The following is a 14,478-nucleotide window of genomic DNA, read 5'->3' as shown; positions in this document are numbered from 1 at the left end:
CCGCCCCTGAAAATCATCCGAACCCCGCAATGTCCTTTTCGTTGTCCGAACCCATGACTGCCTCTGCCGGGGCGCCACCCCCGGTGTCCAAGGTGGCGATCCTGATGGGAACGTGCCAGGGTGCCTCCTTTCTCGCCGAACAACTGGCCTCGATCGAACGGCAGACGCTCGTGGACTGGTGCCTGGTGGCGTCCGACGACGCTTCGGAGGACGACACCTGGACGCTGCTCGAAGACTTCCAGCGCCGTCACCCGACCGGCAAGGTCCTGCTGCGGCACGGCCCCGGCGCCGGTTTCGCCTGCAATTTCCTCTCACTGGCGTGGCAGCCGGGCGTGCGTGCCCGCCACTACGCTTTCGCCGATCAGGACGACGTCTGGGAGGCGGAGAAGCTGGCGCGCGCCCTCGCCTGGCTGGACTCGGTGCCGGCCGAGGTGCCGGCCCTCTACGGCGGCCGCACCCGGCTGATCGACGCCGCCGGCCGGGAGCTCGGCCTTTCCCCCGAGTTCCGCAATGCGCCCTGCTTTTCCAATGCCCTGGTGCAAAGCATCGCCGGGGGCAACACCATGGTGTTCAACGAAGCCGCGCGGGCGCTCCTGGCCCACTATGAGGCCGTGCCGCACACCGTTTCCCATGACTGGTGGATCTACCAGGCGGTCACCGCCTGTGGCGGCGTGGTGCGTTACGACCCGACGCCGACGGTGCGCTATCGGCAGCATGCGGCCAACCTGATCGGCTCCAACCGCGGTTTCGGCAACGGCATGAGCCGGCTCTGCCGCTTGTGGGAGGGCGGATTTCACGCCTGGATGGACTGCAATCTCGAAGCCTTGTCCATATTGCGTCCCCGCATGACCGAGGCCAACCGGGCGGTCCTCGACGAATTCATGCGCGCCCGCGTCGCCGCCGATCCCCTGGCGCGTTTGCGCCACGGCCTGCGCTCCGGCGTGCACCGCCAGACCTGGCCCGGCACCCTCGCCCTGCGCCTGGCCCTGGCAATGGGCAAGGTATGAGGCAAGGCATGAAAGGCCGTCGGCCGCTGCCGCGTCCGAACAATGGCGGCCGTGAAACCGCAGCTTTTCCGCCGGGCCGCCCCAAGGAAAAGCGGCACGCGGCGCAGCCGCAAATCGTTCGGTGCTGCCACGGGGTTCCCCGTGACATCGAGCGTAGCGAGTCATATCGAACCCCCTGCGGGGGGGGAAGGGGGGCAGCCCATGTGCGGCATCGTCGGCGTGATCGATGCGGCCGTGGCGGAGCCGGCGGCGCTGCTGGATCTGCTGGAAGGCGTCATCCTCCCACGCGGTCCGGACAGCTCCGGGCGCCATCTCGAGGCCGGGGTGGCGATGGGGATGCGACGCCTCTCGGTGATCGATCCGGCCCACGGCGACCAGCCCTTTTTCAGCCTGGAAGGCCGGGCCGTCATCTTCCAGAACGGCGAAATCTACAACCACCGCACCCTCAGGGCCGAGCTGGAGCAGACGGGATACGCCTTTCGCACCACCAGCGACACCGAAGTCATCGCCCAGGGTTATGCCGCCTGGGGCCTGGATGGGCTGCTGGCCCGGCTCGACGGCATGTACGCCATCGCCATTCTCGACCGCCGCCACGGCGAACTGCATCTGGCGCGCGATCGCTTCGGCGAGAAGCCCCTTTACTACACCCACTGCGACGGTGTGTCCGGCCGTTTCGCCTACGCCTCCGACCTGCGCGCCCTGGCGGCGCTGCCCTGGGTGGCGCACGACCTCGACGCGCTCAGCCTGCAGCGCTATCTCGCCCTGCACTACGTGCCGGGTGAGCGCACCATCCTGCGCGCCGTACGCCGCGTGCTGCCGGGAGAAACCCTGACTTTCGCCCTGGCTGACGGCGGCTTGCGCCGCCGCACCTACTACCGGCCGCCGCTGGGGTGCGGCCGTCCCACCAGCGACGACGAGCTGGCTCAGGCGCTGGAGGTTGCGGTGAAGAGCCGCCTGGTCTCCGACAAACCGCTGGGCGTGTTCCTCTCCGGCGGCCTCGACAGCTCCATCGTCGCCGCCCTGGCCGCCCGCCACATGCCCGCCGTGGCCACCTTCTCGATGGGCTTCGACTCGGCCGCGCATGACGAATCCGCCTATGCCGCCCAACTGGCGCGCCACATCGGCAGCACCCACCACCACTTCCGCTTCGACGGCGAGGCCTTCGCCACGCTGCTGCCGGAAGTGGCGGCGGCGCTGGACGAACCCCTGGGCGACCAGGCGATGCTGCCCCTGTTCTGGCTCTGCCGCGAGGCGAAGAAGCAGGTGACCGTGGTGCTGGCCGGCGAGGGCGCCGACGAACTGTTCGGCGGCTACGGCTACTACGCGCCCTACGCGCCGTCGCCGCGCCTGATCGACCGGCTCAAGGGCCTGCTGCGAGGGCGCCGGCCCGGCCAGTTGCCGAGTCGGCTGCTGGACAATCCGACGCCCATCACTCCGTCCGGCTTCCCGCTGCTCACCGACCAGGGCGACCGCGCCCGACTGCTGGGCATCCCGGAAGGTGATGACGAATGGGAGCATGGGCTGCTGGCCTGGCTCGACGGCGCATCCACGCCGCTGCAACGCGCGACCGCCGCCGACGTCGGCACCTGGCTGGCCGATGACTTGCTGGTAAAATTCGACCGCATGGCCATGGCCCACAGCCTGGAAGGCCGCGCGCCCTTCCTCCAGCCGGAACTGGCCGAACTCGGCCTGACCCGGCTGCCGGACCGGCAGCGCATGGCGGGCGGTGTCAGCAAGGTGGCGCTGCGCCGGGTCGCGGCGCGCTGGCTGCCGGCGGAGATCGGCGCGCGCCGCAAGCAGGGTTTCGTGCTGCCGGTGGGCCGCTGGGTGACCGAGTGGCTGCAGGCCCGGGGCGGCGTTGCCGCCTACCTGGAAGACCTGGCCATCGCCGAGCTGGACCGCGCGGCCCTGGCGCGGATGATGGAGGCCGATCTGGCGGCCGGCGTGCAGCGGGAGCGGCTGATGTTCGCCCTGATCATGCTGGTGGAATGGCATCGCCATTTCACCGCCCGCATCGATGAATTGCGTCGCTCATGCAGTCTTTTCTTTACCTGATCCGGACATCCTTCATGAACCTGGATTGTCCATTCAACCATGAAGAACCCGTGATCCATCGTAGGAGCGGGCCATGCCCGCGAACGTCGCCCAGAGCAATGCGGGTCGCGGGCATGGCCCGCTCCTACGATCCCGTCGAACTCGAAGCGCGTCGAATGGATGACCTCGGATGAACGCATTCAGCGCCTGGCCACACCAGGCTTTTCTCAGCCTTTGGCGTCACCGCCACCTGACCCGGCAGATGCTGCGGCGGGAAGTGGAGGGCCGCTACCGGGGCACCCTGATGGGCCTGACCTGGTCCTTCATCACTCCGCTGTTCATGCTGGGAGTCTATACCTTCGCCTTTTCCCTGGTGTTCCGCGCGCGCTGGCCGCAGGGCGGGCTGGGCGACTCGCACTTCGGCTTCGTGCTGATCCTGTTCGCCGGCCTGATCGTCTTCGGCCTGTTCCAGGAATGCGCCTCGCGCGCCCACACCCTGGTGGCGGACCAGCCCAACTACGTCAAGAAGGTCGTCTTCCCCCTGGAGATCCTGCCCTGGGCGCACCTCGGCGCGGCCCTGGTGCATCTGGCGATCGCCCTCGGCCTGCTCCTGGCGGTGCAGTTGCTGGCGACCGGCCAGCTGCAATGGACCGTGCTGCTGCTGCCCCTGGTGCTGCTGCCGCTGGGCCTCGGCCTGCTCGGTCTGATGTGGCTGATGGCGGCGCTGGGCGTGTATTTCCGCGATCTGGGGCAGATCGTCTCGGTGCTGATCTCGGCGATGATGTTCCTCTCGCCCATCTTCTACCCGGTCTCGGCCGTTCCGCCCGGCGTGCGCTGGCTGATCTTCCTCAACCCGCTGAGCTACTTCATCGAGACCGCGCGCGGCGTGATCCTCTGGGGGACCGTGCCCGACCTCGTGCCGTGGCTGACCGCGCTGGCCATCGCGCTGGCGCTGCTGGCCTTCGGCTTCGCCGCCTTCCAGAAACTGCGCAAGGGATTCGCCGATGTGCTCTGACGTGGTTATTTCCATCCAGGGCCTGAGCAAGAGCTACCAGCTCTACGAGCGCCCCTCGGCGCGGCTGCGGCAGTTCTTCTATCCCCGGCTGCAAGGCTGGCTGGGGCGGCCGCCGCGCACCTACTACCGCGACTTCTGGGCGCTGCGGGACGTCTCCTTCGAGGTCCGTCGCGGCGAGACCTTCGGCATCGTCGGCCGCAACGGCGCCGGCAAGTCCACCCTGCTGCAATTGATCGCCGGTACCCTCAACCCCAGCCAGGGCAGCGTCGCCGTGACGGGGCGCGTCGCCGCCCTGCTGGAACTGGGTTCCGGCTTCAACCCCGAATTCACCGGGCGCGAAAACGTCTATCTGAACGCCGCGCTGCTCGGCTTCGACCGCGCGCAGACCGACGCCCGCTTCGACGAGATCGCCGAATTCGCCGGCATCGGCGAGTTCATGGAGCAGCCGGTCAAGACCTACTCCAGCGGCATGTACGTGCGGCTGGCCTTCGCCGTCTCGGTCTGCGTCGAGCCCGACGTGCTGATCGTCGACGAGGCATTGGCGGTGGGCGACGCCGCCTTCCAGTTCAAGTGCCTGCAACGCCTGGAGCGGATGCAGAACGCCGGCACCACCCTGCTCTTCGTTTCCCACGACATGGGCATGGTGCAGAACTTCTGCCGCCAGGCGATCTACCTGGAGCACGGCCGGGTCAAGAACATCGGCACGCCGGAGGCGGTCGCCGCCCAGTATTTCTTCGACATGCGCGAGGAACAGCGCCAGGCGATGGGCGGCGAGCAGGCCTACCAGCGCCAGACGCCGCTGGGCGGCTTTCCCCAGTCGGCGGCCTTCGGCGACGGCCGGGGACGCATCACCCGCGCCGTCTTCGCCGACAGCCAGGCGTCGCGCGAGCAGTTGCGGCCGACCCAGCCGATCGAGATGGACATCGAGCTCGAATATCCGGCCGCCACCCCCAACCTGGAACTGGCGGTGGCGTTGCAGAACCAGCGTCTGATCGAACTGGCCGGCCGGCGCTTCCCGCTGCCCGACAACCCCGACGGCGGCGCCCGGCGTTTCCGCATCCGCATCGACAACCGCTTCACCATCGGCGACTACTTCATCACCCTGCGCCTGGTGCAGAAGATCGGCGTCAGCCAGCACATGCCGCTGCAAAGCCAGATCGCCGCGCTGCATTTCCAGAACGTCGCCAGCATCAGCGAGATTTCGTTCCTCGGCGTGGTCAACGTCGATGTCGGCATGGAGGAAGTCGCTGCGCCGGAACCGGTCGCGGCTCCTGGCGCAACCTCTGCGCTGCGCATCGTCGCCCTGCTCGCGGTGCGCAACGAGGCGGCCTACATGGAGCGCTGCCTGGCCCACCTGACGGCGCAGGGCATCGACGTGCTGGTGATCGACAACGACTCCACCGACGCCACCGTGGAGATTGCCCGGCGCTGGCTGGGCAAGGGCGTGATCGGCATCGAGCGCCATCCCTATCCGGGCCACTACGATTGGCAGGGCATCCTGCGTCACAAGGCCGAACTGGCGCGGAGCATCGACGCCGACTGGTTCATCCACCACGACGCCGACGAGATCCGCCAGAGCACCCGGCCCGGCGAGACCCTGGCGGCGGCGATCGCCCGGCTCGACGCCGCCGGCTACAACGCCATCGACTTCGACGAATTCGTTTTCCTGCCGCTGGACGATGCCGGCGACGCGGGCCAGGACATCGATTACGTCGCCGACCTGCGCCACGCCTACTACTTCGCGCCGCGCCCGCTGCACCGGGTGAATGCCTGGAAGAAGACCGCGGAACCGGTGGACCTTCTCGGCCACGGCGGCCACCAGGCCGAGTTCCCCGGCCGCCAGCTCAGCCCGGAGCGCCTGATCCTGCGCCACTATCCCTTCCTCAGCCGGCGCCACCTGATCGAGAAATACACCAGGGAACGGGTCTACAGCGACTACGAGGTCAACGTCCTGGGCTGGCACGGCAAGCGCGCCAATTTCCAGGCCGAGGAATCCTGGCTGCCGCCGCGCGAGGAACTGATCGAACCCGACGTCGACGGCTGGGACACCTCCGCGCCGCGCCGCACCCATCCGTTCCTCGGCGTGAGGGAAAACTGATGTCGGTGTTCACTACCGCCGCTCCCTTCGTCGTCGGCGTCGGTCGTTCCGGCACCACGCTGCTGCGGCTGATGCTCGACGCCCACCCGGCGCTGGCGATTCCGCCGGAGACCCATTTCCTGATGGCCATGCTGGCGCATCCGCCGGGCAATGCCGGGGAATTCGTCGCCGCTCTCACCGGCGCCCACACCTGGCCCGACTTCCACCTCGACGCGGCCGCCCTGGAAGCCGAGGTCCGCGCGCTCTCCCCGTTCAGCCTCGACGCGGCGGTGCGCCTGTTCTACCGCGCCTACGCCCGCCGCTTCGGCAAGCCGCGCTGGGGCGACAAGTCGCCGCCCTACGTCGAATGCCTGGGCGACCTGGCGCGGCTGCTGCCGGAGGCCCGCTTCATCCACATCATCCGCGACGGCCGCGACGTGGCCCTGTCGTTCCGCGACAAGTGGTTCGGTCCGGGGCGCGACATCGCCGACGCCGCACGCTTCTGGCGCCGCCGCATCCTCGCCGCGCGCCAGGCCGGCCTGGCGCCGGAGCGCTACCTGGAAGTGCGCTACGAGGATCTGCTGCGCACGCCGGAGGACGTGCTGCGCCGCGTCTGCCGCTTGATCGACCTGGATTTCGATCCGGCGATGCTGAACTATCATCGCGGCGCCGCCGAGCGGCTCGCCGAAGTGGGCGACTGGAAGGACGCCGGCGGCGGCCTGATGGCGCCGCGCGAAAAGCTGCTGGCGATCCACCGCCGCACCCACACGCCGCCGGATCTGGCGCAGATCGGAAAATGGCGCAGCGGCCTCACGGCGCCGGAGCAGGCGACCTTCCTCGAAATCAACGGCGACCTGCTGCACGAACTGGATTACGAAACCATGCCACCCACCGACACCCAAGCACAACTCGGCCTGTGGCCCGCACGCACGGAAGGAGATCCGGCCCCGGCGGTGACCTTCGTCCTCGGCATGCACCGCAGCGGTACCAGCGCCGTCACCCGGCTGTTGCACGTGCTCGGCCTCGATGTCGGCGACCATCTGCTGCCGCCGCGTCAGGACAATCCGGAAGGTTTCTTCGAGGATGCCGGCGTCGTCGACCTCGACCGCCGCCTGCTGAACCAGCGCCGGAGCGCCTGGTACCTGCCGGTCGACACCGCCGCCTGGAGCGCCGCCGCCGACTGCCAGGGCGCGGACCGCGCGGAACTCGCGGCGCTTGAGGAAGAGGCGCGTGCGCTGCTCGCGGACCGCCTCGCCGCCCGTGCCGACTGGCTGGTCAAGGACCCGCGCCTGTGCCTGCTGCTGCCCTTCTGGCTCGAACGCCTGGCGGAACGCGGCGCGGCGGGCGCCGCCCGCTTCGTCTGGGTATTGCGCCACCCCGACAACGTGGCCGCGTCGCTGGCCGCGCGCGACGGCTTCAGCCTGGACCACGGCCGCCAGCTCTGGCTGGCCTACAACCTCGCCATCCTGCGCCATCTCCAGGGGCGCGAGGTCTGGCTGCTGGATTACGACCAGTTGCTGGCGCGGCCGCTGGACTGCGCGGCGCGCCTCGCCGCCGGCTTGGACCTGGCCACCGACGCGGCCGCCATCGAGACGGCCTGCGGCCAGGCGCTGCGCCCCGAGCTGCGCCACAACCAGGTGCAGGACGCCCCCGCCCATCCTCTCTACCAGGCCCTGGGCGGACAGCCGCCGCGCCGGCTGGCAGCCGGGGAACTGGCGGCGCTCTGGGGGCGCTGGCGGGACGCGCTGCCCGACCTGGACGGTGCCTGGCGCTGGGCCGCCGGCCTGGACGCCACGGTGCGCCGCCAGGTGGAGGAACTGGCCGCCGCCGATGGCCGGGAGAACCTGCTGCGCGAGGGCAACGACAGCCTGCGCCGCGACGTCGACGCCCTGCGCGGGGAAATCGCGGCCTTGCACGATGAGGCTGCATCGCTGCACGCCCGCCTGACGGAAACGAGCGGCGAGCGGGACCAGTTGCGCGATGCCCTGGCGGGCCGGGAAGCCCTGGTCGAGGCACTGCTCAACTCCACTTCCTGGAAAGTCACCGCGCCGCTGCGCCGAGTGTCGGCCTTGCTGCGAGGACGAAACAGCAATTGAAACCCGAAGTCTTCCGTAGGAGCGGGCCATGCCCGCGAACAGCATCGCAATCCCGGCCGGTCGCGGGCATGGCCCGCTCCTACGGCACGAGCAACGCTCCAGACGAAAGCGAACGACATCCAATGGAAAATCCCGGATGAATGGCTTCGACCGCCCTCGTGGGAGCGCGTCGCGCCCGTCACCACCCTCCCTGACAAACGATCTCATGCGCCAATTCCCATCCCGCCTTGCGGCCGCGCTCGATACCCCCGCCGCCCATCGGGGAGAACCGGGCAGCATTCTCTTCTCCGGCTGGTGCGTCCATCCGGAACGGCGCATCGTCCGGCTCGAACTGGCATTCGGCGCGGTGAGGGGCGCATGTACCGTCAACCTGCCCAGCCCCGATGTCGCCGCGGCGCTGCCCGGATGGGCGGGCGCCGACGCGTGCCGGTTTGAAATCCAACTGGACGTTCCGGCCGGCGTCGATGTCGTGCATCTCATTGCGACACTGGACGACGATGATCAATGCCGCTGGCGCGGTCCGCATAAATTCCGCTTTCGCCCGCCCGGCCGCATCGCCGTCTGGAGCGGCAAGCTCAAGGGCGCGGGCCGCTTCCTGCGCTTCGCCAGGAGCCGCGCCGCCGCCTGGCGCGCCCGCCATGGCCGCCTGCCCGGTCTGCGCGAGATTCCGCTCCTGGTGTCCAAGGCGCTGGCGCTCTACCGCGTGCAGCACGCCGCCGCACCCACGCCCGGCCGCCTGCCCAAGGGCTATGCGTTACCCGAGCCGGCTGACGTCTATGACTGCTGGCTGGCCGTCAACACCTGGACCGCGGAGGACGCGGAGCGCCTGCGCCGGCGCCTCGATGCCGCAACCGCAGCGACGCCCCTGCCGCTGATCTCGGTGGTGATGCCGGTGTACCGGCCGCCCCTGGAGTTCCTGCAAAAGGCCATCGACAGCGTGCGGGCCCAGGTGTACCCGCACTGGGAGCTGTGCATCGCCGACGACGCCGGCGGCGACCCCGCCGTGGAGCGGTTGCTGGCCGACGCCGCGCGGGACGACCCGCGCATCAAGGTGCGCGTCCTCGACGCCAACCTCAACATCAGCGGCGCCACCAACGCCGCCGCCGAACTCGCCGGCGGCGAATTCCTCGCCTTCCTCGACAACGACGACGAACTCAGTCCCGACGCGCTCGGCGAGGTGGCCCTGCACCTGGCCGCCCATCCCGACACCGACTACCTCTACAGCGACGACGACAAGATCGATGCCGCCGGCAACCGTTTCGCGCCGCAGTTCAAGGCCGGCTGGTCGCCGGAGCTGCTGCTCTCCTACATGTACTGCGCGCACCTGGTCACCGTGCGGCGCAGCCTCTACCAAGAGCTGGGCGGTATGCGCATCGGCTTCGAGGGCTCGCAGGATTACGACTTCGCCCTGCGCGCGACGGAAGTCGCCCGCCGCGTCGGCCACATTCCGCGCATGCTCTACCACTGGCGCGTGCTGCCCGGCTCCACCGCCACTTCCGGCGACGCCAAGCCGGCCAGCTTCGAGGCCGGCCGCCGCGCCGTGGAGGAGGCCCTGGCGCGGCGCGGCAGCCCGGCCCACGAAGGGATTCGCGTGTTCCGCCCGTCCTGGGCGGAACGGGGTGGCCTGGGCATCTTCTGGCACGACTTCCCCGACCACGGGCCGTCGGTGGCCATCCTCGTCCCCACCCGCAACCGCCTCGACCTGCTGCGGCGTTGCCTGGATTCGCTCAAGGCCACCACCTACCGCGACTACCGGGTGGTGATCATCGACAACGAGAGCGACGATCCCAAGACCCTGGGCTACCTGGCCCGCTGCGGCCACGAAGTGCTGCGCATCGCCAGCCCCGGCGGGCGCTTCAGCTTCGCCCACATCAACAACGAGGCGGCGCGGCGCGTCGATGCCGAGCATCTCCTGTTCCTCAACAACGACACCGAAGTGGTCGATCCGCGCTGGCTCAGCCGCATGGTCGGCTACGCCCGGCTCGCCGGCGTGGGCGCGGTGGGCGCGCGCCTGCTCTACCCGGACGGCCGGGTCCAGCACGGCGGCATCGTCCACGGCTACCATCACGGCATGGCCGGCCACGCCTTCAAGCTGCTGTCCCGCCACGACCACGGCTATCTGTCGCAGGCGATGGTCGCCCGCAACTGCGCCGCCGTCACCGCCGCCTGCCTGCTCACCCCGCGCGCGCTGTTCCTCGAATGCGGCGGCTTCGACGAAGCCGCCTTCGCCGTCGCCTACAACGACGTCGACTACTGCTACCGCCTGGTCGACCGGGGCCTGCGCTGCGTCTATGCGCCGGGCGCGGAACTGCTGCACTACGAGGGACTGAGCCGCGGCTTCGCCGACAACCCCGCCGAGGAGGCCGCGTTCCGCCGCAAGTACGCCGGCCGCGACGACTCCTGGTACAGCCCGCATCTCTCGCTGGAGGACGAAGGCTACCGGCTCCGGGCGCGCCGCCTGGCACCGGCCGACGATGACGCCGCGCCGGTGCGGACCCTGATGACCGCCTTCAACCTCAACCTGGAAGGCGCGCCCTACAGCCAGTACGAACTGACCGTGGCGCTGAAGCGGCGCGGCGTGATCGATCCCGTCGTCTATTGTCCCGAGGATGGCCCGCTGCGCCGCCGCTACGAGGACGCCGGGATCGAGGTGCGGGTGTTTCCCCATCCGCTCGCCGGCGTCTTCGATCTCCCCGCCTATCACAAGGCGATCGACGATTTCGCCGCCTTCCTGCGGCGCTGTGGCGCCCGCCTGGTCTACGCCAACACCCTGCAGACCTTCTACACCATCGCCGCCGCCCGCGCCGCCGGCCTGCCGTCGATCTGGAACCCGCGCGAGAGCGAGCCCTGGGAAACCTATTTCAACCATTTCGGCGACGCCATCGCCGCCGAGGCCCTGCGCTGCTTCGAATATCCCTACCGCGTCGTTTTCGTCGCCGAGGCCACCCGCCGCGGCTGCGAAGCCCTCGACACGCGCCACAACTTCACCGTGATCCACAACGGCCTCGACATGGAGCGTTTCCTGCGCGAAGCGGAGCCCTGGCCCCGTGCCGTCGCCCGCAAGCAATTGGCGGTCGCAGACGACGACATCGTGATCCTGCTGCTGGGCACGGTGTGCGAGCGCAAGGGCCAGCTCGACCTGCTCCAGGCCCTGGCGCGCCTGCCCGCGCAGCACCATGGCCGGGTGCGCTGCCTCGTCGTCGGCGACCGCCCCGGCCCCTACAGCGAAGCCCTGGCCCAGCAGGTCGCCCGCCTGCCGGCGGCGCTGCGCCCGCGCGTCGCTCTGGTGCCGGAGACCCACGACACGGCGCTGTACTACCGGGCGGCCGACGTCTTCGTCTGCACCTCCCGCATCGAGAGCTACCCGCGCGTGATCCTCGAAGCCATGGCCCACGGCCTGCCCATCGTCACCACCCCGGTGTTCGGCATTCCCGAGCAGGTGCGGGAAGAGGTGAATGCCCTGTTCTACTCGCCGGGCAACGCCGCCGAACTGTGCGCCCGGCTCTGCCGCCTGCTGGACGATGCGGACCTGCGCCGCCGCCTGGCCGCCGCCAGCCCCGAAGTGCTGGCCCTGCGCACCGACTTCGAGGAAATGGCCAATGCCTACGCCGAAGTGTTCCGCGAGGCGAGCCTGACCCGGCCGCCCCGGTCCAGCCAGCCCTTCACCCGGCGGTAGGCGGCGGCTTCGAGCATGCCGTAGCCCGTGCCGAGCAGGAAGGTGGCGGGCACGGCGATCAGCAGCACCGCTTCGGGGCTGCCCAGGCGGGCGGCGGGGAGCGCCGAGAGCAGCCACAGCAGCACCGGCACGTGGGCCAGGTAAAGCCCGTAGGACGCGTCACCCAGCCGCACCAGCAGCGCGTCGCCGATGCCTGTCCGCCGGCGCGACGCTTCCGCCGCCGCCAGCACCAGCGCGGCGAAGCCCAGGCCCTGGAGCGCCAACTGGTATTCCGTCTTGGCGACGGCGGTTGCCGCCGGCAGCGCCAGCAGGAACACCACCAGCAGCAAGGCCAGCGGCAGGCGCCGGGTGGCGCGGAACAATGAAAAACAGAGCACCCCGAAGATGAAGGGCACGTTGAAGCCGGAAAAGACGATCTGGTCGGCGCGCGGGAGGAATGCCGTCGAGGCGCCCGGATGCAGGCGGTCCATCACCACGATCGCCGCCAGCCAGGCCAGCATCGCCACCTCCATCGTCCTGCGCCCGGGCAGGCAGGCCAGCAGGGTCATCACGCCGTAGAAAAACACTTCATACACCAGGCTCCACTCCACCCCCAGCGGATAGCGGATCTCGCCCAGCGGCAGCAGGGTCATCGCCTGCAGGAACTGCGCGCCGCTCATGTCCGCCGTCCCCCGGTAGAGCCAGACCAGCAGGGCCAGGCCCCACAGCGGCGGATAGATGCGCAGGATGCGGTGCGCCAGGAAGCGGCCCGGCCCCATGCGCGACAGTGAATAGGCCAGCACGAAACCGGAAATCACGAAAAACAGTTGCACGCCCCAGGACAACTGGACGCCCAGCCAGCCGCCGAAAGGCACCGCGCCCAGCCTTTGCTCCGCATATACCCCGGCGTGATAGAGCAGCACGGCGAACGCCCCGAAAAACCGCAGGCTCTGCACATGGTCGAAACGCATCTGATCAGGCTTCCTCAATGCACGAGGCACGCATTCTGGCCGATCAGGCCGCATCTGTCTCGAAAAGCACGCCATGACGACGCTTTGTATAATGTGATGGCGATCACAGTTCATTCCCTCTGCGCTTTCCATAATCGAAGTGCTAAAAAGGGTAAGTCGTGGAAAGGGAGTCCTATGGTGATCATGGTGACCAAGATTCGCTATTGGCGTGCATCAACGATGAGCAGTCGTTCAAACAAGGGGGTTGCCGTGCTGGCCCGTGTCTTAAGCTGGGGAGTCGCGTTTTCGGGATGTTTGCTGGCGGGGGTCGCCACCGCCGCCGAAAGGGCGGGGGACGTCGTGCTCGCGATGGGTTCGGTGCAGATCCAGCGCGACGGCAAGACCCTGTCGCCGGCCGCCGGCCAGGCGGTGGAAAGCGGCGACCGGCTGAAGACCGGCGCCGACGGCTACCTCTACCTCAAGCTGAAGGATGGCACCTTCATCGCCCTGCGCCCGGAAACACGCGCCGTACTGGCCGATTACCACTATGACACCGCCGCCCACGCCGACATCCGCGTGCGTCTGCAGCTCGACGAAGGCGTCATGCGCACCATCACCGGCCAGGGCTTGAAGCAAGCCCGCGACCGTTTCCGTCTCAACACCCCGGTGGCCGCGATCGGCGTGCGCGGCACCGACTTCACCACCTATGCCGATGCCACCACCACCCGCGTCAGCGTGACCGCCGGCGGCGTCGTGATGGCGCCGCTGGGCGACGCGTGTAGCCCGATGGCGGTCGGTCCCTGCGAGGGCGAGCGGGCCGCCGAGCTGTTCGCCGGCCGTCCCGACCAGATGCTGCAACTCAACCGCGACGACCCGCGCCCGCACGTGCGGGCCGCCGGCAACCAGGCCCCCGACCAGTTGCGCCAGCCCCTGCCGGGCGAGACGCCAGCCAAGGTTTCCGCCAGCCAGGACAACGGCACCGACCTGCAACGCATCTCCGAGACCCAGGCGGTCGCCCATGTCGTCCAGGCAGCGGGTTCGCGCAATCCGCCGCCGACAACGTCCGTTCCGCCGCCGGAGGTGCCGCCGGTATCCCCGCCGCCGGCCGACACCGTGAGTTGGGGCCGCTACCAGGCGCTGGCCGGCCAGCCGGTCCAGATAGATATCGGCGCCGCTCGCGCTGCGGGCCTGGAAATCATCGCCACCAACAGCTACTACGCCATCATCCGCGAGCCCGAGCGGGTCAACCTGCCCGAGTCCGGCACTGCCAGCTTCATTCTGCGGCAGTCCGAGGCGGCCTACGTCGACAACGGCACGGCTCAGCCAGCCACCGTCCAGGGCGGCAGCCTGAGCGTGGACTTTGCCCGCAACAGCTTCAGCACGCGCCTCGACGTGGCGGCGGCAGGGCGGAACTGGGAGGTCACCGGGGCCGGCGACGTGACCCAGACCGGCAAGCTGGTCTCCAACTTCCGTGACGGCACCAACAGCACCATCCGCGGCGCCCTGGGCGGCAGCGACGCCCATCAGGCCGCCTACGTCTTCACCCGCACACTGGATAACCCGGGGCAGCAACTGGTCGGCGTTACCGCCTGGACCCGTTGATGCGGTTGGCGGGCTCCCGCCCCCGTCGGGGGGCGCCCGCCG

General features: G+C 69.4%; 8 protein-coding genes. 7 read left to right on the top strand and 1 reads right to left on the bottom strand.

The features are described 5' to 3' along the window. The first annotated feature begins 53 nt into the window (after positions 1 to 53). The 6 genes from B9N43_RS12795 to B9N43_RS12770 all read left to right on the top strand — a co-directional run bounded on the left by B9N43_RS12795 (position 54) and on the right by B9N43_RS12770 (position 11,905). The gene (locus tag B9N43_RS12795) at positions 54 to 1,007 is read left to right on the top strand and encodes a glycosyltransferase (protein ID WP_186453818.1); all 954 of its coding nucleotides are present in this window, start codon (positions 54 to 56) and stop codon (positions 1,005 to 1,007) included. Between the two features lie 201 nt (positions 1,008 to 1,208). Beyond that, complete coding sequence (asnB, locus tag B9N43_RS12790; protein WP_186453817.1) at positions 1,209 to 3,062, top strand: asparagine synthase (glutamine-hydrolyzing); 1,854 nt, start codon at positions 1,209 to 1,211, stop codon at positions 3,060 to 3,062. A 169-nt stretch (positions 3,063 to 3,231) separates the two neighbouring features. Next, entirely contained in the window at positions 3,232 to 4,056 is an 825-nt protein-coding gene (locus tag B9N43_RS12785) for an ABC transporter permease (RefSeq protein WP_145842565.1), read from the top strand. A 1-nt stretch (position 4,057) separates the two neighbouring features. Next, complete coding sequence (locus B9N43_RS12780; protein ID WP_261379325.1) at positions 4,058 to 6,154, top strand: ATP-binding cassette domain-containing protein; 2,097 nt, start codon at positions 4,058 to 4,060, stop codon at positions 6,152 to 6,154. Then, on the top strand, positions 6,154 to 8,229 hold the full coding sequence (locus B9N43_RS12775; RefSeq protein ID WP_145842563.1) for a sulfotransferase: 2,076 nt from the start codon (positions 6,154 to 6,156) through the stop codon (positions 8,227 to 8,229). Before B9N43_RS12780 ends, B9N43_RS12775 begins: the two co-directional genes overlap by 1 nt. 205 nt (positions 8,230 to 8,434) lie before the next feature. Beyond that, on the top strand, positions 8,435 to 11,905 hold the full coding sequence (locus B9N43_RS12770; RefSeq protein ID WP_186453816.1) for a glycosyltransferase: 3,471 nt from the start codon (positions 8,435 to 8,437) through the stop codon (positions 11,903 to 11,905). On the opposite strand, the gene B9N43_RS12765 is transcribed toward B9N43_RS12770, so the two are convergent. Then, entirely contained in the window at positions 11,833 to 12,855 is a 1,023-nt protein-coding gene (locus B9N43_RS12765; protein WP_186453815.1) for an acyltransferase family protein, read from the bottom strand. The two genes, B9N43_RS12770 and B9N43_RS12765, sit on opposite strands and share 73 nt — an antisense overlap. A 219-nt stretch (positions 12,856 to 13,074) precedes the next feature. Here B9N43_RS12765 and B9N43_RS12760 point away from each other — a divergent pair, with 219 nt between their 5' ends. Next, positions 13,075 to 14,436: a FecR domain-containing protein gene (locus B9N43_RS12760; RefSeq protein ID WP_186453814.1), complete on the top strand. Its 1,362-nt coding sequence runs from the start codon at positions 13,075 to 13,077 to the stop codon at positions 14,434 to 14,436. Positions 14,437 to 14,478: the final 42 nt, after the last annotated feature.

The sequence above is a fragment of the Denitratisoma sp. DHT3 genome (assembly GCF_007833355.1).
Lineage (GTDB): Bacteria > Pseudomonadota > Gammaproteobacteria > Burkholderiales > Rhodocyclaceae > Denitratisoma.
The sequence above is the reverse complement of the archived record's forward strand: the minus strand, read 5'-3'. Positions and strand labels throughout refer to the sequence as shown.